The organism is Pseudomonas sp. StFLB209 (assembly GCF_000829415.1).
GTDB lineage: Bacteria > Pseudomonadota > Gammaproteobacteria > Pseudomonadales > Pseudomonadaceae > Aquipseudomonas.
In genome coordinates this window covers 2,399,957-2,421,013 of the sequence record NZ_AP014637.1, presented here as the reverse complement: position 1 = coordinate 2,421,013, position 21,057 = coordinate 2,399,957, and the positions used below count along the sequence as shown (strand labels likewise).

Below are 21,057 nucleotides of genomic sequence, written 5' to 3'. Positions count from 1 at the left end.
CGATTTTTTCAGGAAATAACCGGCGACACGCCTACAGTCAAATAACTTGAGGGCGCCTCTAAAAACGTGAGCGAGACAGCCAGCGCAAGGCAAAAACAGGCGAGCAAGCGGAGTTTACGGGGTGTAAATGAGCAGTGTGAGCCTGTTTTTAACGCAGCGATGGCAACGCAGGCCGTTCTTAGCGGGGCCGTTGAACCTTCACTCGTCTGATAGCTTGAGGTCGTAAAGATGTCTCAGGAACCACTTGTTCGCGACGCTGAAGTGGCCGCATTCCGCGCCGCTGTTCTCGCCAAACTCACCTATGCAGTGGGCAAGGACCCTGACCATGCGTTTGAGCATGACTGGTTCGAAGCGGTAGCCCTGGCTGCCCGCGACCATATGGTCGAACACTGGATGGACCATACCCGGCAGATCTACCGCAAGGTTCAGAAACGGGTGTATTACCTGTCGCTGGAGTTCCTGATCGGCCGCCTGCTTTACGACAGCCTGAGCAATCTGGGTCTGCTGGAAGTGGCCCGCGAGGCGCTGACCGAACTGGGTGTGGACATCGAGCGTATTCGTCTGCTCGAACCGGATGCCGCGCTGGGCAATGGCGGCCTGGGCCGTCTGGCCGCCTGCTTCATGGAGAGCATGTCGACCCTCGGCATTGCCGGGCATGGCTACGGCATCCGCTACGAACACGGCCTGTTCCGTCAGGCCGTGGTCGATGGCTGGCAACAGGAGCAGACCGAAAACTGGCTGGACTTCGGTAACCCCTGGGAGTTCGAGCGCCCTGAAGTGGTCTACCCTGTCGGCTTCGGCGGCTACGTCGAAACCGTACCGGGCGAGGATGGTGAAACCCATCAGGTCTGGCGGCCCGGCGAAACCGTGCGCGCGATTGCCTACGACACCCCGGTGGTCGGCTGGCGCGGCGCCAGCGTCAACACCTTGCGCCTGTGGCGCGCCCGGGCCATGGAAGACCTGCACCTGGAGCGTTTCAATGCCGGCGATCACTTTGGCGCGGTAGCCGAGGTGGTGCGTGCCGAGAGTATTTCCCGCGTGCTGTACCCGAACGATGCCACTGAAGCGGGCCAGGAATTGCGCCTGCGTCAGGAGTACTTCTTCGTTTCGGCGTCGCTGCAAGACCTGCTGCGCCGCCACCTGAACATGCACGCCACGCTGACCGACCTGGCCGATCATGCGTCGATCCAGATGAACGACACCCACCCGTCCATCGCGGTGGCCGAGCTGATGCGCCAGTTGATCGACACCCACGGCATCGCCTGGGACCAGGCCTGGAAGATCACCGTCAACACCCTGTCCTACACCAACCACACCTTGCTGCCTGAAGCACTGGAAACCTGGTCAGTAGGCCTGATGGAGCGCATGCTGCCGCGCCACATGCAGATCATCTACCTGATCAACGCCCAGCACATCGACGACCTGCGCGCCAAGGGCATCCATGATTTCGACGTGCTGCGCGCCGTCTCGTTGATCGAAGAAGACAATGGCCGCCGGGTACGCATGGGCAACCTGGCGTTCCTCGGCTCGCACAGCATCAACGGCGTTTCGGCGTTGCACACCCAATTGATGCGCAAAACCGTGTTCGCCGACTTGCACAAGCTGTACCCCGAGCGCATCAACAACAAAACCAACGGCATCACCTTCCGCCGCTGGCTGTTCCAGTCCAACCCACGCCTGACCCGGATTCTGGTCGAGACCCTGGGCGAGGACGTGCTGGACAACGCTGAAACCCGGCTGATCGACCTTGAGCCGTTTGCCGAGAAAAGCTCGCTGCGCAAGCAGTTCGCTGACCAGCGCCTGCATAACAAACGCGCCCTGGCGGCGATCATCCAGGATCGCCTGGGCATTGCCGTCAACCCGGCGGCGATGTTCGACGTTCAGGTCAAACGGATCCACGAGTACAAGCGCCAATTGCTCAACCTGTTCCACACCGTGGCGCTGTACCAGGCAATCCGTGCCGAACCCGGTACTGACTGGGTACCGCGGGTAAAGATCTTCGCCGGCAAGGCAGCGGCCAGCTATCACTCGGCCAAGCTGATCATCAAGCTGACCAACGACATCGCCCGTACTGTGAACAACGACCCGACCGTGCGCGGTCTGCTCAAGGTGGTGTTCCTGCCCAACTACAACGTCAGCCTGGCCGAAAGCATCATCCCGGCGGCCGACCTGTCGGAGCAAATCTCCACCGCCGGCCTGGAAGCTTCGGGCACCAGCAACATGAAATTCGGCCTCAACGGCGCACTGACCATCGGCACCCTGGACGGCGCCAACGTGGAGATGAGCGAACAGGTCGGCCTGGAGCACATGTTCATTTTCGGCATGAGTTCGCAGCAGGTTGAATCACGCAAGCGCAGCGGCGACTTCAGTGCCCATCCTGACGTGACAGCCTCGCCACGCCTGGGTGATGTGCTGCAAGCGATTCGCGGCGGAGTCTTCTCACCCGATGACCCGAACCGCTACGTCGGCCTGGTCGATCAACTGCTGGCCTATGACCGCTTCCTGGTCTGCGCCGACTTCGACTCTTACTGGAATGCCCAGCTCAAGGTCGAAGAAACCTGGCACGACTCGAAGAAGTGGTGGCGCTCGGCGGTGCTCAACACCGCACGCATGGGCTGGTTCTCTTCGGACCGGACCATTCGTGAATACGCCACCGAGATCTGGAAGGCACTGGACTGACCGTTTGCCGTGGGGGCGCCCGCCCCCACGGCCACTTGCAGCGCCCCCGAAATTTTTCCTTTCTTGATGTGTCCAACCGGCCAATATACTTACCCTTGTTGCTGTTAAACCGGCCGAAAAGGATGTCATCACGTGCCATGGTTCGTTCTGGTCTTCGGCGCAGCGGCGCTGGGCTACTTCCTCAGTTATCCAGACTCTGAAGCCGGCACGGCCTTCGGTGCACTGCTTGGCTGGCTGGTCTGGCAAGGTTTGCGCTTGCGTGAACTGGGCCGGCAGACCGATGCCCAGGCCCAGCTGCTCAATACGGTGCAAAAGGACCTGCAAACGCTGCAGCAGCGGCTGGAGCAGACCGCGCCTGCCGGCCTTAGCGGCCAGGCTGCTGCCGCCTCTGTTCCGAGCCCGCCGCCACAAGCCGAACTCCATCCAGAACCCGAACTGGTCTGGGAGCTGCCGCCCATGGCGGCGCAAAACACCCCGCAAGCCGATGCCTGGCAGCCTGGCCAGCATGCTCCAAACCTGTTCGAACGGGCTTTGGGCGCAGCGCGCGACTGGCTGCTTGGCGGCAATACCGTGTTGCGGGTCGGGGTGGTGCTGTTGTTTCTTGGCCTGGCCTTTCTGTTGCGCTATGCCACCGAAGGCATGGTGGTGCCGATCGAGGCGCGCTATGCCGGGGTCGCGGCCAGCGCCCTGGCCTTGCTGGGCCTGGGCTGGTGGCTGCGCGGCCGTAATCCGGGATTTGCCCTGATGCTGCAAGGCACCGGGGTCGCCGTGTTGTACCTGACGGTGTTCGCAGCAATGAAACTGCATCCGCTGCTGGACCCGACCCTGGGGTTCGCCCTGCTGGTAATCATCATGGCCTGCTCGGCGATTCTGGCGGTGGCCCAGGACTCGCTGGCGCTGGCCTGCGCCGCAACCCTCGGCGGTTTTGCCGCGCCCTTGCTGGCATCAACCGGGCAAGGCAGCCATGTGGCGCTGTTCAGTTACTTTGCCCTGCTCAATACCGGTATTTTTGCCATTGCCTGGTTCAAGGCCTGGCGACTGCTGAACCTGATCGGCTTCATCGGCACCTTCGGCATCGGATTTGCCTGGGGGCTCAACACATACACCCCTGCCCTGTTCTGGAGCACCGAGCCGTTCCTGGTGCTGTTCTTCTTGATGTACCTGGCCATCGGCTTGCTATTTGCCCGACGCAAACCGTTACAAGCGCCGCAGCCAACTGCGCATGACAGCCCCGCAGCACAGCTGCGCTGGGCTGCCCGGCAAAGTGACTACGTCGATGGCAGCCTGCTGTTCGGCACACCGCTGGTCGGCTTTGGCCTGCAATACGCAATCGTTGAACACCTGCAGTTCGGCGCAGCCTTCAGCGCGCTGGTGCTGGGTCTGGTGTACATGGGCATCGCCCGCCTGCTGGCCAGTCGCGCCACCGGGCAAACCCGGTTGTTGCTGGAAGCCTGCCTGGCCCTGGGCGTGGTGTTTGCCACGCTGGCGATCCCGCTGGGCCTGGATGCGCAATGGACGACCGCCGCCTGGGCAATCGAAGGCGCGGCAGTATTCTGGCTGGGCCTGCGCCAGCAGCGGTTGCTGGCCCGCGGCTTTGGTTTGTTGCTGCAACTGGCCGCCGGCCTGGTGTTCAGCGCCCAACTCAGTGACAGCTACCTGCTGCAAGCGGCGGCCAGCCTGGATTTCTGGACCCCGATGCTGCTCGCCCTGGCCGGCTTGAGCAGTGCCTGGTGCGCCTGGCATCTGCGCACTGCGTTGCGGATCGACCCGCTGACCCTGGGCATTGTATTGCTGACCTGGAGCGGCGCTTGGTGGGCGTGTTCACTGGGCACGGCGGTGCTGCGTTTTGCCCCCCAAACCTGGCAACTGACCTGGCTGCTGCTGGCCGCAGCCGTCAGCGTGCTGCTCTGGACGCTAGTGTCTGCCCGCCTGCGCTGGCCGGGGCTGGCCTTGCTGTGCTGCGCCTTGATGCCGGTCAGCGCCCTGCTGCTGCTCGGCGCGTTGGCCAATGACTACCATCCGGCCGACCATGGTGGCTGGTTCGCCTGGCTCGCGGTCATTGCCGTGCACCTGCTGAGCCTGCGTCGTCTGGCCGATCAGTTGCCCGACTGGGTACAGGATGGCGCCCATGCCTTGGGCTGTTGGGTGATATTGGGCGTATTGGCCATGGAACTGCGCTACCTGCTGCTGCAACTGGCCGAGCAACGCAATGCCTGGCGCTGGCTGGGCTGGGCGCTGTTGCCGAGCCTGTATCTCTGGGCCATGGCGGCGCAGCGCAACTGGCCGTGGCCTGTGGCCGAGCGGCCGCGCGCCTACCGTCAATGGGCTGGCGCGCCATTGGCAGCGCTGATGCTGCTGTGGTTCTGGCTGGCCAATGCGCTCAGTGATGGCAGCGCCGCGCCCCTGCCATACATTCCGCTACTCAACCCGCTGGAGATCGGTCTGTTACTGGCCTGCGGCGGCATCGTGCTGTGGCTGCACAGACACCTGCCGGCGTTTGGCATCGCCCCGGCCAGGTCGAGCCAATTGGCAGCACTGGTCGCTGGCAGCTCGTTATTCGCCCTGCTCACGGCGATGGTGATGCGCACCGGCCACCACTGGAGCGATGTGGCCTGGGATACCGCTGCCTTGCTGGATTCCATGCGTGTGCAGGCAGGCCTGTCGATCGTCTGGACCCTGATGGCCCTGGCCTTGATGATCGGCGGACACCTTAAGGCACGCCGCGAGGTATGGCTGGCCGGCGCAGCGTTGATTGGCCTGGTGGTGATCAAGCTATTCTTTGTCGAACTGAGCGATCGCGGCTCGCTGGAGCGGATTGTTTCGTTCATAGGTGTTGGCATATTGCTATTGGTAGTGGGATATTTCGCACCACTACCGCCGAAATCTTCTGTCATAAAAATCGGCGACGAGCCCGGTCATCACCCCCTGCAAGACCCGGCAAAACCGTGAGGAACACTGCTTGAGCCGTCCGCTGATGATGAAAATCGCCGCACTGGGCATGGTCTGGTGCGCGGCGATCAACGCCCACGCCCAGGACAAACTGGCCGATTTCGCCAGCCAGACGCCGCTGACCGTGAGCGGCGAAGGCCCGTGGTACAAGCTGCAATTGCCACTGGCCGTACAGCTCAATGCCCGCCAGGCCAATCTGGGCGATCTGCGGGTATTCAATGCGCAAGGTCAGGCCATGGCCTATGCCTTCACTCGCGACGCTGCGGTGATCGAAACTGAAGCAGAGCCGATTGCAGTGAAATGGTTTCCGCTGTACAGCACCGCAGAAGCCAGCGACAGCGCACCGGGGATTCGTATCGAACGCTCCAGCACCGGCGCCCTGATCGAAGTCCAGCCGCTGGGTGCCATTGAAGCGGGCGAAGAGGTGCTGCGTGGCTGGTTGCTCGATACCAGCACCGTCCAGGCACCGCTGGAGCAGTTGATCATTGACTGGAGCACCGAGCGCGAAGGTTTTCAGCAATTCAGCATTGAGGCCAGTGACGACCTGCAAAGCTGGCAGCCGTGGGGCGAAGGCCGGGTGGCGCGCCTGTCGTTCGCAGATGAGGTGGTCGAGCAACGCGAGGTCGGCTTGCCCGGCCTGAACGCCCGCTATTTGCGCCTGCTCTGGTCATCGGCCCAGAACGCCCCGACCCTGACCGCCGCCCATGTGGTCAGCGCCCGCCCGGAAAGCCCGGCACTGCCGCTGAGCTGGTCGCCACCGGTTGGCGGCAGCCTGGCCCAGCCGGGCCAATACCTCTGGCAATTACCGGTCAGCCTGCCGTTGCAGCGGGTCAGCATCGACATCGAGCAGCCCAACAGCCTGGCGCCGGGCACCTTGTATGGCCGCCTGGATGCCAGCCAGCCTTGGCAACTGCTCGGCAGCAGCCTGCTGTATCGCCTGACCCAGAACGGCCAGGACGTCGTGCAAAACGAAATCCAGCTCGACGGCCAGACGGTGCGGCAATTGAAACTGGACGTGGACGAACGCGGCGGTGGCCTGGGCGACCAGGTGCCGAAACTGCGCTTTGCAATGCAGGCGACCCAAGTGGTGTTTCTGGCCCGCGACAAAGGCCCGTTCACCCTGGCCATCGGCAACCCGACCGCCACCGCGGCCAACCTGCCGCTGACCACACTGATTCCTGAACTCAACCCGCAGACCCTGGCCACTCTGGGCAAGGCCGCGCCGGTAGCCGCCAAGGTGCCCGACCTGAGCGCGCCACTGCCTGTAGCGGCGCCCGGCCCTGACTACAAACGTCTGGGCCTGTGGGGCGTTCTGCTGCTCGGTGCACTCATCCTCGCCTGGATGGCCTGGAGCACGCTGCGCGCCATGCGCTCCAGACCCTGATATGCGGCGCCTCTGGCAGCCGTTTTTGCGGCTACGCTTTGCCCACACATGAACCAGCCCCTGCAGATCCGGTCTGACAGGGCAGTATTACCTTGCGACTCGCGCTAAACTGCGCGGGTTTTTTACTCCCCCCTGTTTCGGAGCTATCCATGTCCCGCGTTACCCTGAGTCGCTATCTGATTGAGCAGACCCGCAGCAACAACACTCCTGCCGATCTGCGTTTCCTGATCGAAGTGGTGGCGCGTGCGTGCAAAGAGATCAGCCACGCGGTGTCCAAAGGCGCCCTGGGCGGCGTGCTGGGCAGTGAAGGCACCGAAAACGTGCAAGGCGAGGTCCAGAAGAAGCTCGACGTGATCTCCAACGAGATCCTGCTTGAAGCCAACGAATGGGGCGGTCACCTGGCCGGCATGGCCTCCGAAGAAATGGACAACGCCTACCAGATCCCCGGCAAATACCCCAAAGGCGCCTACCTGCTGGTTTTCGACCCGCTGGACGGCTCGTCGAACATTGACATCAATGCCCCGGTCGGCACCATTTTCTCGGTTCTGCGCTGCCCTAACGAATACCTGAGCCAGAACGAAGCACTGAACGAAAAAGCTTTCCTGCAGCCAGGTTCGCAGCAGGTTGCCGCCGGTTACGCGATCTACGGCCCACAGACCATGCTGGTCCTGACCTTGGGCGACGGCGTCAAGGGCTTCACGCTGGACCGCGAGATGGGCAGCTTCGTGCTGACCCACGAAGACATCAGCATTCCTGAGTCCACCCAGGAATTTGCCATCAACATGTCCAACCAGCGCCACTGGGAAGCCCCGGTAAAACGCTACGTGGACGAGCTGCTGGCTGGCGAAGAAGGCCCGCTGCAAAAGAACTACAACATGCGCTGGGTCGCGGCGATGGTCGCCGATGTACACCGCATTCTGACCCGTGGCGGCCTGTTCATGTACCCGCGTGATTCGCGCGAGCCATCCAAGCCCGGCAAATTGCGCCTGATGTACGAAGCCAACCCGATGTCGTTCCTCATCGAACAGGCCGGCGGCGCTTCGACCAACGGCAAGCAACGGATCCTCGACATTCAGCCTGAAGGCCTGCACGAGCGCGTTGCGGTATTCCTCGGTTCCAAAGAGGAAGTGGCGCGCGTTACCGGTTACCACCAGCAATAAGCCATGCCAGCTCCTTGGCAGGCGTTGCTGGACTGGTGGTTCGGCGATTTCGAATCGGCCGGCGAGACCGCCAGCGCCAGGAACACGCTGTGGTTCGGTAAACGCAAGGCTAACGACACCGAGGCGCACGAGCGCTTCGGTGATCTGGTGCAACAGGCCCTCGAGGGTGGCCAGGAACACTGGCTCAATGACCCGCAGGGTTGGCTGGGCACGATCCTGCTGCTCGACCAGTTGCCGCGCATGATCTACCGCGACACCCCTCGTGCCTGGAGCGGCGATGCCCGCGCCCAGGCACTTTTGCATGAAGGTCTCAGGCAAGGCCATGACCTTAAGCTGTCCCCCGTGCACCGCAGCTTCGCCTACCTGGTGTTGGAGCACAGCGAAAACCTTGACGACCAGAATCAGGCGGTAGCTTGCTTTACCAGCCTGTTGCAGACGGCATCCGATGCCGACCGCGCCTATTTGCGCCAGAGCCTGGACTACGCCGAGCGCCATCAGCGGATCGTTGAGCGCTTTGGTCGCTTCCCGCATCGCAATGCCGTGCTTGGCCGGACCAGCACCGCTGAGGAAATCGCCTTCCTGAAGACATCGGGTTCAAGTTTCTAAATGTAAACCTGCGTCACAAATCGTTTCAATGGTCGGGAACCTGAGAGCATTTCGCTCATCAAAGTTCGTGGCACGGTATCGCTCGAATACCGGCCCACATCTTTCAGGAGCTCTCGTTCATGCCTCTGCGTTACATTGCCTTGCTGGCATCGCTGGTCTTTCTTGGCGCGTGCAACAAGATCAATCAGGAAAACTACTCGAAACTGTCGTCAGGCATGCAAAAAGCCCAGGTCGAAGACCTGCTTGGCAAGCCGACCGAATGCTCTGGCGCACTGGGCATGTCCAGTTGCACCTGGGGTAACGAGAAAACCTTTATCAGCGTGCAGTACGCCGGTGACAAGGTGCTGATGTTCTCTGGCCAGGGCCTGAATTGAGTTATGGCGATCCGACTGCTGCGCTTTGCCCTCGTCGTTCTGGCCGGGTTTCTGGCCATTGGCTTTGCCCACTCGGCAGAGAACCTGGACCCTAAAACGGCCGGCAATATCGACCTTAAACGCTACCAGGGCACCTGGTATGAACTGGCGCGCCTGCCCATGCACTTCCAGCGCGACTGCGCCCGCTCAGAGGCACGCTATCTGCTCAAGGATGATGGCAACGTAGCGGTCACCAATCGCTGCCAGAACCATGACGGCGAATGGCAAGAAGCCAAAGGCACGGCTTCGCCGCAGGTTGAGGGCAAGACCGACAAGCTGTGGGTGGTATTCGATAATTGGTTCTCGCGCCTGCTGCCATGGGTTGGCAAGGGCGATTACTGGGTCCTGTACGTCGACGACCACTACAAGACCGCAGTGGTCGGTAACCCCAATCGCAAGTACCTGTGGTTGCTGTCTCGCACGCCCAGCGTACCGGAATGGGTCAAACAGGAAATGCTCAGCAAGGCTCGCCAACAAGGCTACGACACCAGCCGACTGATCTGGCGCGAGGCGGACCTGAAGGCCGCCCGCAACCAGTAAGGCGGATCGAGCAGCTTCAGGCGATCTTTTCGAACTTCAGATCCCACACACCGTGGCCAAGGCGCTCACCGCGACGCTCGAACTTGGTGATCGGGCGCTCTTCAGGGCGCGGTACATACTGGCCATCGGCAGCCTGGTTACGATAACCCGGCGCCACACTCATCACCTCAAGCATGTACTCGGCATACGGTTCCCAGTCGGTGGCCATATGGAACACACCACCTGGCTTGAGCTTGCTGCGCACCAGTTCAGCAAACTCGGGCTGCACGATACGCCGCTTGTGATGGCGGCTCTTGTGCCAGGGGTCCGGGAAAAACAGCATCAGCCGATCAAGGCTATTATCGGCCACGCAGCGGTTGAGCACTTCGATCGCATCGCAATCGTAGACCCGCACGTTACTCAACCCCTGAGTCAGCACACCGTTGAGCAGCGCACCCACACCCGGTGAATGCACCTCGACACCAATGAAGTCATGCTCTGGCGCAGCAGCGGCCATCTCCAGCAGCGAATGACCCATGCCAAAACCGATCTCCAGCGTGCGCGGCGCAGCGCGACCGAACACCTGGTCGAAGTCCACCGGCGCATCGCTCAGTTGCAGACCGAATTGAGGCAAGCCCTGGTCCAGGCCGCGCTGCTGGCCTTCAGTCATGCGCCCGGCGCGCATCACGAAGCTTTTGATACGGCGGTGCGGACGCGCATCAGCGGCTTCGTCAGCAGGTGACTCTGGATGTGGAACGTGTGGATCAGTCATCAACGGGCTCTTACTTGATCAGGCCATCCAGCGGCGAAGACGCGCTGGCGTAGAGTTTGCGGGGCATGCGGCCGGCCAGATAGGCCAGGCGGCCAGCGATCACCGCGTGTTTCATGGCTTCAGCCATCTGTACCGGATGCTGGGCATGGGCGATAGCCGAGTTCATCAGTACCGCTTCGCACCCCAGCTCCATGGCGATGGTGGCATCCGAAGCCGTACCGACACCGGCATCGACCAGCACCGGTACTTTGGTTTCTTCCAGGATGATCTGCAGGTTGTACGGGTTGCAGATCCCCAGGCCACTGCCGATCAGCCCGGCCAGCGGCATGATCGCAATACAGCCGATTTCCGCCAGTTGACGGGCGACGATAGGGTCATCGCTGGTGTAGACCATGACGTCAAAACCATCCTTGACCAGCACTTCGGCGGCCTTGAGGGTCTCGATGACATTGGGAAACAAGGTCTTCTGGTCGGCCAGCACTTCGAGCTTGACCAGATTGCGCCCGTCGAGCAGCTCACGGGCCAGGCGGCAAGTGCGCACCGCTTCGGCGGCATCGAAGCAGCCAGCGGTATTGGGCAAAATGGTGTAGCGATCCGGCGGCAGCACGTCGAGCAGGTTTGGCTCACCTGGGTTCTGGCCCAGATTGGTGCGGCGCACGGCAACCGTGACGATCTCGGCACCCGAAGCCTCGATGGCCTCGCGGGTCTGGTTCATATCCACGTACTTGCCGGTGCCGACCAGCAGGCGCGACTCGAAAGTGCGACCCGCCAGGACGAACGGCTTGTCGCTGCGAACATTGCTCATCGTGATTCCTCTAGAGATACGTTTTGACCTTTACTCAGACGCGTTGAGAACGTAACGCCATCTGACTCAGCCGCCGCCGATGGCATGAACCACTTCAACCTGATCGCCTTCGCGCAGGGCAGTGGTGTCATGCTGGCTACGCGGCACGATGTCCAGGTTCAATTCCACAGCGACGCGCCGCCCGGCAAGGTCCAGACGGGCCAGCAATGCGGCGACGGTCTCGCCGTCAGGCAATTCAAAGGTTTCACCGTTCAACTGAATGTGCATGCGCGACAGCAGCCATCATTGTTAGGGGGCCAGCATTCTAGCCCGGCCAGCCGGTCTGACCAAGCTGCAGCCGCACCATTCGTCTCAGGCGCTGCCCACCCGCCAGGCCAGCACCCCGAGGATCGACCAGCCGAACAAGAAGCACAGCCCGCCGAAGGGGGTGATGATACCCAGCTTGCCGATACTGCTCAGGGTCAACAAATACAGGCTGCCGGAGAACAGCACGATGCCGGCGGCGAAGGCGTAACCGGCCCAGTTCACCAGACGGCCAGGCATATGCATCGCCAGCAGAGCGACCCCGAACAGCGCCAGGGCATGGACCAACTGATACAGCACCCCAGTCTGGAAAATCGCCAGATACTCGGCACTCAGACGCCCCTTGAGGCCGTGCGCGGCAAAAGCGCCAAGCGCTACACCGGTGAAGCCGAAAAACGCCGCCATCATTAAAAAACCACGAAACATCTGCAGCTCCAGGCAAAAATCGTTCAATCATCTGTGGTCTGTATAATGGCCCGCTCAATCGGTTCGGCCAAGCGATCTCTATGCTGCGTATCCTTTTCCGTCGTCTAGCAAAAGCGCTGCTGTGGTTTGCTGCAGGCAGCTTTGTGCTGGTACTCGTATTGCGCTGGGTGCCGCCACCGGCTACGGCATTGATGGTCGAGCGCAAGATTGAATCATGGATTGATGGTCAGCCCATTGATCTGCAGCGCGATTGGGTGACCTGGGAGCAAATCGCCTCGCCCCTGAAAGTCGCGGTGGTCGCCGGTGAAGACCAGAAGTTCGCTGAACACTGGGGCTTTGACGTGGCAGCCATCCAGGCGGCAATTGCCCATAACGAACGCGGCGGCTCGCTTCGCGGCGCCAGTACCCTCTCCCAGCAAGTGGCCAAGAACCTGTTTCTGTGGTCGGGTCGCAGCTACCTGCGCAAAGGGCTGGAGGCCTGGTTCACCGCATTGATCGAGTTGCTGTGGTCCAAACAGCGCATTCTTGAGGTGTATCTCAACAGCGTGGAATGGGACGATGGCGTGTTCGGCGCCCAAGCGGCTGCCCGGCATCACTTCAACACCAGCGCCGCGAACCTGAGCACCCAGCAGGCCAGCTACCTGGCCGCGGTGCTGCCCAACCCGCGCCGCTGGAGCGCCAGCAGCCCCGGCAGCTACATTGCACGCCGCGCCGGCTGGATCCGCCAGCAGATGCGTCAGCTGGGCGGCGACAGCTACCTGACAGCGCTGGAGGGAAAACCATAACGGCTGGGCGGCGAACACGGAGCGCCGTAGGAGCGGCTTTAGCTGCGAAGCCTTTCGCGGCTAGAGCCACATTCACTTAGGTACTGTATGCCCTCGGTGGGAGCGACCTTGGTCTGGGCGGCATTCCGACGAAGAGGCCAGTAAAGTCACAGCATCTGTTGCAAATGTGCCGACGCTTTCGCCAGCAAGCAAGCTCCCAACGGGATTCGGGCCTTCAAACACATGGTATGGGCATTGGCCATAAACAAAAACGCCCCGACAAGTCGGGGCGTTTTGCACAGTGCTCAGATCAGGCCGCTATGGACGTCTTGAGCTTGTTCATCGCGTTCTTTTCAAGCTGGCGAATACGCTCGGCAGAGACGTTGTATTTCTCGGCCAGGTCATGCAGCGTGGCCTTTTCTTCGGCCAGCCAGCGCTGGTAGAGGATGTCCCGGCTGCGCTCGTCGAGCACTTCCAGCGCCTGATGCAGGTTGGCGGTTGAGTTGTCGCTCCAGTCGGCGTCTTCCAACTGGCGAGCCGGGTCGTAGCGGTGGTCTTCGAGGTAGTTGGCCGGCGACTGGAACGCGCTGTCGTCATCAGCCTCGGAGGCCGGGTCGAAGGCCATGTCCTGGCCGCTAAGACGGCTTTCCATCTCGCGCACTTCACGCGGCTCGACACCCAGGCTCTCGGCCACACGATGCACTTCGTCGTTGTTCAGCCAGGCCAGACGCTTTTTCTGGCTGCGCAGGTTGAAGAACAGCTTGCGCTGCGCCTTGGTGGTCGCCACTTTGACGATCCGCCAGTTGCGCAGGATGAACTCGTGAATTTCAGCCTTGATCCAGTGCACGGCGAACGACACCAGACGCACGCCCATTTCCGGGTTGAAGCGTTTTACTGCCTTCATCAAGCCGACGTTGCCTTCCTGGATCAGGTCGGACTGGGCCAGACCATAACCGGAATAGCTGCGCGCGATATGCACCACGAAGCGCAGGTGCGCCAGAACCATCTGGCGGGCGGATTCCAGATTTTGCTCGTAGTAGAGACTGTCTGCCAGTTCGCGCTCCTGCTCGGGCGTCAGCATCGGGATGCTGTTGACCGCATGCACGTAAGCCTCCAGGTTGGCACCCGGGACCAGAGCATAGGCAGGTTGCAAGGAATTGGTCATACGAAAGAAACCTCCGACTCACATGACTCGTGCAGTTCAGCACTGCGAAATTGACCGGGAACCGCTAGACAAGTTCCCTGAACAAGAAGTCAATTGATTAAAAAACGATCAACCCCGATGCTGATTTACCGGGGGGCGAGCTCACTCAAATGACGAGCCACCGCGATCCATGCACCGATATAACCCAAGAACACTGCTCCAAGCAAGAGCGAGAAACCATCTGCAACAGGAACACCGGCCAAGGCAAAGTCACTGCCATAGAGCCCGGCAAGGTCGATGACCGACTCGTTCAGCCAGTCCAGGCCAAATGCCAGCACCCCCCATGACAGCAGCCCGGCACCAATGCCATACAGCGCCCCCATGTACAGGAACGGCCTGCGCACATAGCTGTCGGTACCGCCCACCAGCTTGATGACCTCAATCTCGGTACGCCGGTTTTCGATATGCAGACGAATGGTGTTGCCGATCACCAGCAACAGCGCCGCCACCAGCAGCACGGTCAGGCCGAAGACGAAGCGGTCACCGAGCTTGAGAATTGCCGCCAGCCGCTCAACCCATACCAGGTCCAGTTGCGCCTGTTGCACCTTGGGCAATTCAGACAAACGGGTGCGCAAGGCTTCCAGCGCCGGTTTGTCGACCTCTTCGGGAGTTACCACCACGACGCCCGGCAACGGGTTGCTGGGCAGCTCCTTGAGCGCCTCGCCCAGACCGGAGTCCTTCTGGAACTCCTTGAGTGCCTGTTCGCTGCTGACATATTCGGCCTCAGCCACACCGGGCATGGCCTTGATCTGTTCGCGCAGGCGATTGCCGTCAGCCTGACCGGCGTCGATATTCAGATACACCGAGATCTGCGCCGCACGCTGCCAGGACCCGCCCAGACGCTCGACGTTACTCAACAACAGCGACAAGCCCATCGGCAGGCTCAAGGCCACTGCCATCACCAGACAGGTAAAAAAACTGCCGATCGGCTGCTTGCCCAGCCGCCGCAGGCTGTCGAGCAGGCTGCTGCGATGGCTCTCGACCCAGGCGGCCAGCAAGGTGGAAAAATCCGGCCCGTCATCATCGTGCGCGCCACGTTTTTTCTTGGGCGGCTCCTGGTCTGCCGCACGGGCCGCGGCGCGGTCGGAAATTTTTGCATTGCTGCGTGACGAGTTGCTCATACGCCGGCCTCCCCGTCACCGATCAGACGCCCACGCTGCAAGGTCAACATGCGATGGCGCATGCGCGCAATCAGTGCCAGGTCGTGGCTGGCAATCAGCACACTGGTGCCAAGCCGGTTGATATCTTCAAATACACCCATGATTTCCGCCGCCAGCCGGGGATCGAGGTTGCCGGTCGGCTCATCGGCCAGCAACAGTGCCGGGCGATGGACAATGGCGCGTGCGATACCGACCCGCTGCTGCTGGCCGGTGGACAGGTCGCCCGGATACAGCGTGGCCTTGTCGGCCAGCGCAACACGCTCCAGCGCCGAGTCGACACGCTTGGCGATCTCGGGCTTGGACAGCCCGAGAATCTGCAATGGCAGGGCGACGTTGTTGAACACCGTACGGTCGAACAGCAACTGGTGGTTCTGGAACACTACGCCGATCTGGCGGCGCAGGAAGGGAATCTGCGCCGTACTGATCTGCCCCAGGTCCTGACCGGCCAGCAGCAGCTTGCCCGAGGTCGGGCGCTCCATGGCCAGCAACAGGCGCAACAGGGTACTTTTACCGGCCCCGGAGTGGCCGGTGACAAACAGAAACTCACCGCGACGCACTCGAAAGCTCAGCTCATGCAACCCGACGTGACCGTTCGGATAACGCTTACCGACCTGCTCGAATCGAATCATGTGCGCTCCCGCTCCGCGAACAGGGCCTGAACGAAAGGTTCGGCCTCGAAAGTGCGCAGGTCGTCGATGCCCTCGCCTACGCCGATGTAACGAATCGGCAGGCCAAACTGCTTGGCCAGGGCGAAAATCACCCCGCCTTTGGCCGTACCGTCGAGTTTGGTCAGGGCCAGGCCGGTCAACGACACGGTCTGGTTGAATTGCCTGGCCTGGTTGATGGCGTTCTGGCCAGTACCGGCGTCGAGCACCAGCAAGACCTCATGAGGCGCGTGCTCATCGAGCTTGCCGATCACCCGGCGAACCTTCTTGAGTTCTTCCATCAGATTGTCTTTGGTGTGCAGACGCCCGGCCGTATCGGCGATCAGCACATCGACACCACGGGCCTTGGCCGCCTGCACGGCATCGAAGATCACCGACGCCGAGTCGGCGCCAGTGTGCTGGGCGATCACCGGGATCTGGTTACGTTCGCCCCAGACCTGCAGCTGTTCCACGGCAGCGGCACGGAAAGTGTCGCCAGCGGCCAGCATGACCTTCTTGCCTTCAAGCTGCAGCTTCTTGGCCAGTTTGCCGATCGTAGTGGTCTTGCCGGCACCGTTCACGCCCACCACCAGAATCACATAAGGCTTGTGCATGGTGTCGATCAGCAGCGGCTGCTCGACCGGTTTGAGCATGGCAGCCAGCTCGGCCTGCAGCGACTGGTACAGGGCTTCGGCGTCGGTCAGTTGTTTGCGGGCAACCTTCTGGGTCAGGTTCTGGATGATCACCGAGGTTGCCTCGACACCCACGTCGGCGGTCAGCAGACGGGTTTCGATCTCTTCGAGCAAGTCATCGTCAATCGCCTTGCGGCCCAGAAACAGACTGGCCATACCTTCGCCAATGCTGGCGCTGGTCTTTGACAGGCCTTGCTTGAGACGGGCAAAGAAGCCGGTTTTCGCAGGTTCTGCGGCAGGCGCGGGGGCAGCAGGCACCAGGGCGGTCTCGGCAACCGGTGCTGGTTCAATCACCGGTGCAGGCGCAGGAATCACTGGCTCCGGGGCGACAACAACAGGGGCTGGCACAACAACCGGCTCTACGACCGGTGCAGGAGCAGAGGCAGCCGGTTCAGGCGCGACAACAACTGGCGCAGGCGTACTGACAGGAGCGACAACCACAGGCTCTACAGGCGCAGGCGTCGGCTCGGCTTGCACCGGCACAACCGGGGCCGCAGGCTCGACGGCTGGCGGTACAACCACAGGCTCAACAGGGGCAAAGGCAGCCGCAGCCACATGCTGCACTTCAGCAGCCGGAGCAGGCTCGGGTTGCGCGTCAGGCTGGACTGAGGGTGTTTCCTGGGGCGCCGGAGCAGGCTCCGGGGCTTTCTTGCGAAACCATCCGAACAGGCCTTTCTTTTCTCCAGCCTCGGCTGGGGTCTTCTTGTCGTCGTTGGAACCAAACATGGAGGACGGCTATCTCAAAGTAGCGAAACGCCCACAGGCGTTCCGGAAAAAAGGCGACATGCCAACAGACTGCGATCAGGGCCGCTTGTTCAGAGTGCGTCTACAAAATGGCTGCACTCGGCAATACTGCGTTGAAATTGACCTCAAAAAGCTCATGTACAAAATGTACACTGCGCTTTTTCGGCCAATCTCGCCTTGTCTTGCCTTCGCTCGCCTATTTTATAAACACCCCCTCGTTAAGCGGCACCCGATTCACCCTTGCCTGAAACAAGTTTCATGGGCCGCGGGCCCTTGAGGGTTGTTCGCGCCGCAAACGGATCAGTATCCTAACACCCCCGTGCCCGCAGACGCTAAGTCCTGGCGGCCCGTCTTACAGGTTCAAATGACCAATGAACGCTTTAGCCCGCCGCGCCGCAGGCCTGTTGCTCAGCACTCTCTGCCTGCCGCTGGCTGCCTTGGCAGCCGATCCGCAACCAACTCATGAATTCACCCTCGACAACGGCCTGAAAGTCATTGTGCGTGAAGACCACCGCGCACCGGTGGTGGTCTCCCAGGTCTGGTACAAGGTCGGCTCCAGCTACGAGACCCCCGGCCACACCGGGCTGTCTCACGCTCTTGAACACATGATGTTCAAGGGCAGCAGCAAGACCGGTCCCGGCGAAGCTTCGCTGATCCTGCGCGATCTGGGGGCCGAAGAGAACGCCTTCACCAGCGACGACTACACCGCTTATTACCAGGTGCTGGCCCGCGACCGCCTGAGCGTAGCGCTGGAGCTGGAAGCCGATCGCATGGCGACGCTGAAAATTCCGGCCGACGAGTTCAGCCGCGAGATAGAGGTCATCAAGGAAGAACGCCGCCTGCGTACCGATGACAAACCGGTCAGCAAGGCCTATGAGCGTTTCAAGGCCATGGCCTATCCGGCCAGCGGCTATCACACCCCGACCATCGGCTGGATGGCCGACCTCAATCGCATGACGGTCGAGGACCTGCGCCACTGGTATCAACAGTGGTACACCCCTAACAACGCCACGCTGGTGGTGGTCGGCGACGTCAAGCCCGATGAAGTGAAAGCCCTGGCCGAGCGTTTCTTCGGCTCGATCCCGCGCCGCGACGTGCCGCCTGCCAAGAAACCGCTGGAACTGGCCGAGCCTGGCCAGCGGCAGATCACCCTGCATGTGAAGACCCAGTTGCCGAGCCTGATCTACGGCTTCAATGTGCCGAGCCTGTCGACCGCCGAAGACCCGCGCTCGGTGCATGCCCTGCGCCTGATCGCCGCCTTGCTCGACGGCGGCTACAGCGCGCGTATTCCGACCCGCCTGGAGCGTGGTGAAGAGCTGGTAGCCGGTGCTTCGTCGCAATACGACGCCTTTGCCCGCGGTGACAGCCTGTTCCTGATCAGCGCCACGCCCAACGTGCAGAAGAAGAAAACCCTGGCCGACACCGAAGCCGGTATCTGGCGCCTGCTCGACGAACTCAAGACCAAGGCGCCGTCCAGCGAAGAACTGGAGCGGGTCCGGGCCCAGGTCATCGCCGGCCTGGTCTATGAGCGCGACTCGATCACCAGCCAGGCCACAACTATCGGCCAACTGGAAACCGTCGGCCTGTCCTGGAAGTTGATCGACGAAGAGCTGGCTGCGCTGCAAGGCGTGACCCCGGCCGACATCCAGAACGCCGCCAAGACCTATTTCACCCGTGAGCGCCTCAGCGTTGCGCACGTGCTGCCTGAGGAGAAGAAGGCCAAATGATCATGCGCAAACATTCGCTGCCCGGCCTGTTACTGGCCGCCTCGCTCAGTGCGCTGGTCGCCCTGCCCGCTGCTGCCAATAATGCCGTAGCCCCTGATGCGCCGCGTGGCGACGCGCCACTGGGGCAAAACCTGCAATCGCTCAAAGAGCTGGACGGCAAAGCCCCGGCACGCCGGGAAATGAACATCCAGAGCTGGACCACCGCCGAAGGCGCCAAGGTGCTGTTCGTCGAATCGCGCGAACTGCCGATGTTCGACCTGCGCCTGATCTTTGCCGCCGGCAGCAGCCAGGACCCGCAGAACGCTCCAGGCCTGGCGCTGATGACCAACGCCATGCTCAACGAAGGCGTCAAAGGCAAGGACGTCACCGCCATCGCGCAAGGCTTCGAGGGCCTGGGCGCCGATTTTGGCAACGGCTCCTACCGCGACATGGCCATGGTCTCGCTGCGTAGCCTCAGTGGCCAGGACAAACGCGAACCTGCCTTGAAGCTGTTCAACGAGGTGATTGGCAAGCCTACCTTCCCGGCCGACTCGCTGGCGCGGATCAAGAACCAGATGCTGGCCAGCTTCGAGTACCAGAAGCAGAACCCCGGAGTGATCGGCAGCAAGGCGCTGTTCGAGAAACTCTACGGCAACCATCCGTACGCCCACCCCAGCGACGGCAACCCGAAAAGCATCGGCGCCCTGACCCAGGCCCAGCTCAAGGCTTTCCACGCCAAGGCCTATGCCTCCGGCAATGCGGTCATCGCGCTGGTTGGCGACCTGTCGCGCGACGAGGCTCAGACCATCGCCGCGCAAGTCTCTGCCTCGCTGCCCAAAGGCCCGGCCCTGGCGAAAATGCCGGAGCCTGCCGAACCCAAGGCCGGCGTGACGCATATCGAGTTCCCGTCCAACCAGACCCACCTGCTGCTGGCGCAACTGGGCATCAGCCGCAACGACCCGGACTACGCCGCACTGATGGTCGGCAACTCGGTACTGGGCGGCGGTGGCTTCGGCAGCCGCCTGATGACCGAAGTGCGCGAAAAGCGCGGCCTGACTTACGGTGTGTCGTCCGGCTTCACCGGCATGCGCGTGCCCGGTCCGTTCACCATCGGCCTGCAAACCCGCGCCGAACTGAGCGAAAACACGCTCAAGCTGGTCCAGGATCAGGTGCGCGAGTTCCTCGACAAAGGCCCGACCCAGAAAGAAATCGACGACGTGAAACGCGAACTGTCGGGCAGCTTCCCGCTGTCGGCGGCCAGCAACTCATCGATTGCCGCGCAGTTGGGCGCGATTGGCTTCTATGATTTGCCGCTGACCTTCCTGGAAGACTACCTGACCGAAGCCCAGGCGGTGACGGTCGAGCAGGTCAAGGCCGCGATGAACAAACACCTCAGCGCCGACCAGATGGTCATCGTTACCGTTGGCCCGACCGTGGAGCAAAAACCGCTGCCACCCCCCACTGACAAACCTGCCCGGCAACCTGTCGGCGTTCCGGAGCATTGATGGCCAATCCACGAGCAAAAGCGCATAACGGCCAGGGTCAACTGCGCATCATCGGTGGCGAATGGGGCAGCCGCAAACTGAGCTTCCCCGACGGTCCCGGCCTGCGCCCGACCCCTGACCGGGTGCGTGAAACGCTGTTCAACTGGCTGGCGCCATACATCATCGGCGCGCGGGTGCTGGACCTGTTCAGTGGCAGCGGCGCGCTGTACTTCGAGGCGCTATCGCGCGGTGCCAAGGCAGGGCTGGCGCTGGACACCAACCCGGCGGCCATCGCCAGCCTGCGGCAGAACCTGGCGCTGCTCAAATGCGAGAACGGCCAGGTTCAGCAAAGTGATGCCCTGCGCCACCTGGAGACCTGCCCCGCAGAAACCTTCGACGTGGTGTTTCTCGACCCGCCGTTTCATCAGGAGCTGCTGGCCAACGCCTGCACCCTGCTGGAAAACAACGCCTGGCTGAGCGAACGGGCGTGGATCTACACCGAAAGCGAGACACCACCTTCGACCACCGGGCTGCCAGGCAACTGGCGTCTGCACCGTGAGAAAAAGGCCGGTCAGGTCTATTACGCGCTCTGGCAACGCGGTTAACAGGCTGCTACGACGGTATCGCGGGGCGGGCCGCTGGC

Annotated in this window: 19 protein-coding genes; 11 read left to right on the top strand and 8 right to left on the bottom strand. The window is 61.9% G+C overall.

Annotated features, from left to right (window positions below):
• The first annotated feature begins 228 nt into the window (after positions 1-228).
• The 7 genes from PSCI_RS11100 to PSCI_RS11070 all read left to right on the top strand — a co-directional run bounded on the left by PSCI_RS11100 (position 229) and on the right by PSCI_RS11070 (position 9,731).
• On the top strand, positions 229-2,679 hold the full coding sequence (locus PSCI_RS11100; RefSeq protein WP_045486423.1) for a glycogen/starch/alpha-glucan phosphorylase: 2,451 nt from the start codon (positions 229-231) through the stop codon (positions 2,677-2,679).
• 132 nt (positions 2,680-2,811) lie between these two features.
• Positions 2,812-5,628 carry a DUF2339 domain-containing protein gene (locus PSCI_RS11095; RefSeq protein ID WP_045486420.1) on the top strand — a complete coding sequence of 939 codons (2,817 nt, stop codon included), beginning with the start codon at positions 2,812-2,814 and terminating at the stop codon, positions 5,626-5,628.
• Between the two features lie 28 nt (positions 5,629-5,656).
• Positions 5,657-7,012, top strand: a complete 1,356-nt coding sequence (locus PSCI_RS11090; RefSeq protein ID WP_045494135.1) for a DUF3999 domain-containing protein — start codon at positions 5,657-5,659, stop codon at positions 7,010-7,012.
• Positions 7,013-7,161: 149 nt separating this feature from the next.
• Positions 7,162-8,172 carry a class 1 fructose-bisphosphatase gene (locus PSCI_RS11085; RefSeq protein WP_045486418.1) on the top strand — a complete coding sequence of 337 codons (1,011 nt, stop codon included), beginning with the start codon at positions 7,162-7,164 and terminating at the stop codon, positions 8,170-8,172.
• Positions 8,173-8,175: 3 nt separating this feature from the next.
• Positions 8,176-8,778: a DUF924 family protein gene (locus tag PSCI_RS11080; protein ID WP_045486416.1), complete on the top strand. Its 603-nt coding sequence runs from the start codon at positions 8,176-8,178 to the stop codon at positions 8,776-8,778.
• Between the two features lie 119 nt (positions 8,779-8,897).
• Entirely contained in the window at positions 8,898-9,152 is a 255-nt protein-coding gene (bamE, locus tag PSCI_RS11075) for an outer membrane protein assembly factor BamE domain-containing protein (protein WP_045486415.1), read from the top strand.
• A gap of 3 nt (positions 9,153-9,155) precedes the next feature.
• Positions 9,156-9,731 (top strand): lipocalin family protein, encoded by a 576-nt coding sequence (locus tag PSCI_RS11070; protein ID WP_045486413.1) that lies wholly within the window; start codon positions 9,156-9,158, stop codon positions 9,729-9,731.
• A gap of 16 nt (positions 9,732-9,747) precedes the next feature.
• Here PSCI_RS11070 and trmB read toward each other — a convergent pair whose 3' ends face one another.
• The 4 genes from trmB to PSCI_RS11050 form a co-directional block, all read right to left on the bottom strand.
• Positions 9,748-10,395: a tRNA (guanosine(46)-N7)-methyltransferase TrmB gene (trmB, locus tag PSCI_RS11065; protein WP_231906578.1), complete on the bottom strand. Its 648-nt coding sequence runs from the start codon at positions 10,393-10,395 to the stop codon at positions 9,748-9,750.
• A gap of 97 nt (positions 10,396-10,492) precedes the next feature.
• Positions 10,493-11,287, bottom strand: a complete 795-nt coding sequence (locus tag PSCI_RS11060; protein WP_045486407.1) for a thiazole synthase — start codon at positions 11,285-11,287, stop codon at positions 10,493-10,495.
• Between the two features lie 66 nt (positions 11,288-11,353).
• A complete protein-coding gene (gene thiS, locus PSCI_RS11055; RefSeq protein WP_045486405.1) occupies positions 11,354-11,554 on the bottom strand; it encodes a sulfur carrier protein ThiS in 201 nt (66 codons plus the stop codon).
• An 84-nt stretch (positions 11,555-11,638) separates the two neighbouring features.
• Entirely contained in the window at positions 11,639-12,016 is a 378-nt protein-coding gene (locus PSCI_RS11050) for a DUF423 domain-containing protein (RefSeq protein WP_045486404.1), read from the bottom strand.
• A gap of 80 nt (positions 12,017-12,096) precedes the next feature.
• Here PSCI_RS11050 and mtgA point away from each other — a divergent pair, with 80 nt between their 5' ends.
• A complete protein-coding gene (mtgA, locus tag PSCI_RS11045; protein ID WP_045486402.1) occupies positions 12,097-12,801 on the top strand; it encodes a monofunctional biosynthetic peptidoglycan transglycosylase in 705 nt (234 codons plus the stop codon).
• 289 nt (positions 12,802-13,090) lie between these two features.
• Here the strand turns inward: mtgA and rpoH are convergent, their stop codons facing one another.
• The 4 genes from rpoH to ftsY all read right to left on the bottom strand — a co-directional run bounded on the left by rpoH (position 13,091) and on the right by ftsY (position 17,206).
• Positions 13,091-13,945: an RNA polymerase sigma factor RpoH gene (gene rpoH / locus PSCI_RS11040; RefSeq protein ID WP_045486399.1), complete on the bottom strand. Its 855-nt coding sequence runs from the start codon at positions 13,943-13,945 to the stop codon at positions 13,091-13,093.
• A gap of 125 nt (positions 13,946-14,070) precedes the next feature.
• On the bottom strand, positions 14,071-15,105 hold the full coding sequence (gene ftsX / locus PSCI_RS11035) for a permease-like cell division protein FtsX (protein ID WP_045486396.1): 1,035 nt from the start codon (positions 15,103-15,105) through the stop codon (positions 14,071-14,073).
• Positions 15,102-15,773 carry a cell division ATP-binding protein FtsE gene (gene ftsE / locus PSCI_RS11030; protein ID WP_045486392.1) on the bottom strand — a complete coding sequence of 224 codons (672 nt, stop codon included), beginning with the start codon at positions 15,771-15,773 and terminating at the stop codon, positions 15,102-15,104. Before ftsE ends, ftsX begins: the two co-directional genes overlap by 4 nt.
• On the bottom strand, positions 15,770-17,206 hold the full coding sequence (gene ftsY, locus PSCI_RS11025; RefSeq protein ID WP_045486390.1) for a signal recognition particle-docking protein FtsY: 1,437 nt from the start codon (positions 17,204-17,206) through the stop codon (positions 15,770-15,772). Before ftsY ends, ftsE begins: the two co-directional genes overlap by 4 nt.
• 389 nt (positions 17,207-17,595) lie before the next feature.
• On the opposite strand from ftsY, the gene PSCI_RS11015 reads away from it, so the two are divergent.
• From PSCI_RS11015 to rsmD, 3 genes are read left to right on the top strand one after another with little or no spacing between them, the layout of a single operon-like run.
• Entirely contained in the window at positions 17,596-18,951 is a 1,356-nt protein-coding gene (locus tag PSCI_RS11015) for a M16 family metallopeptidase (RefSeq protein WP_045486384.1), read from the top strand.
• On the top strand, positions 18,948-20,435 hold the full coding sequence (locus PSCI_RS11010; protein ID WP_045486381.1) for a M16 family metallopeptidase: 1,488 nt from the start codon (positions 18,948-18,950) through the stop codon (positions 20,433-20,435). The genes PSCI_RS11015 and PSCI_RS11010 overlap by 4 nt, the downstream gene beginning before the upstream one ends.
• Entirely contained in the window at positions 20,435-21,019 is a 585-nt protein-coding gene (gene rsmD / locus PSCI_RS11005; protein WP_045486378.1) for a 16S rRNA (guanine(966)-N(2))-methyltransferase RsmD, read from the top strand. Before PSCI_RS11010 ends, rsmD begins: the two co-directional genes overlap by 1 nt.
• The last annotated feature ends 38 nt before the right edge of the window (positions 21,020-21,057 follow it).

Bases quoted from the DNA above. Each gene is read 5' to 3' on its own strand.
- PSCI_RS11080 (WP_045486416.1), top strand. From the start codon at position 8,176: ATGCCAGCTCCTTGGCAGGCGTTGCTGGACTGGTGGTTCGGCGATTTC.
- rpoH (WP_045486399.1), bottom strand. From the start codon at position 13,945: ATGACCAATTCCTTGCAACCTGCCTATGCTCTGGTCCCGGGTGCCAAC.
- PSCI_RS11060 (WP_045486407.1), bottom strand. From the start codon at position 11,287: ATGAGCAATGTTCGCAGCGACAAGCCGTTCGTCCTGGCGGGTCGCACT.
- PSCI_RS11100 (WP_045486423.1), top strand. From the start codon at position 229: ATGTCTCAGGAACCACTTGTTCGCGACGCTGAAGTGGCCGCATTCCGC.
- PSCI_RS11070 (WP_045486413.1), top strand. From the start codon at position 9,156: ATGGCGATCCGACTGCTGCGCTTTGCCCTCGTCGTTCTGGCCGGGTTT.
- PSCI_RS11090 (WP_045494135.1), top strand. From the start codon at position 5,657: ATGAAAATCGCCGCACTGGGCATGGTCTGGTGCGCGGCGATCAACGCC.
- rsmD (WP_045486378.1), top strand. From the start codon at position 20,435: ATGGCCAATCCACGAGCAAAAGCGCATAACGGCCAGGGTCAACTGCGC.
- ftsY (WP_045486390.1), bottom strand. From the start codon at position 17,206: ATGTTTGGTTCCAACGACGACAAGAAGACCCCAGCCGAGGCTGGAGAA.
- trmB (WP_231906578.1), bottom strand. From the start codon at position 10,395: ATGCGCGCCGGGCGCATGACTGAAGGCCAGCAGCGCGGCCTGGACCAG.
- bamE (WP_045486415.1), top strand. From the start codon at position 8,898: ATGCCTCTGCGTTACATTGCCTTGCTGGCATCGCTGGTCTTTCTTGGC.
- PSCI_RS11085 (WP_045486418.1), top strand. From the start codon at position 7,162: ATGTCCCGCGTTACCCTGAGTCGCTATCTGATTGAGCAGACCCGCAGC.
- thiS (WP_045486405.1), bottom strand. From the start codon at position 11,554: ATGCACATTCAGTTGAACGGTGAAACCTTTGAATTGCCTGACGGCGAG.
- PSCI_RS11050 (WP_045486404.1), bottom strand. From the start codon at position 12,016: ATGTTTCGTGGTTTTTTAATGATGGCGGCGTTTTTCGGCTTCACCGGT.
- mtgA (WP_045486402.1), top strand. From the start codon at position 12,097: ATGCTGCGTATCCTTTTCCGTCGTCTAGCAAAAGCGCTGCTGTGGTTT.
- PSCI_RS11015 (WP_045486384.1), top strand. From the start codon at position 17,596: ATGAACGCTTTAGCCCGCCGCGCCGCAGGCCTGTTGCTCAGCACTCTC.
- ftsE (WP_045486392.1), bottom strand. From the start codon at position 15,773: ATGATTCGATTCGAGCAGGTCGGTAAGCGTTATCCGAACGGTCACGTC.
- ftsX (WP_045486396.1), bottom strand. From the start codon at position 15,105: ATGAGCAACTCGTCACGCAGCAATGCAAAAATTTCCGACCGCGCCGCG.
- PSCI_RS11010 (WP_045486381.1), top strand. From the start codon at position 18,948: ATGATCATGCGCAAACATTCGCTGCCCGGCCTGTTACTGGCCGCCTCG.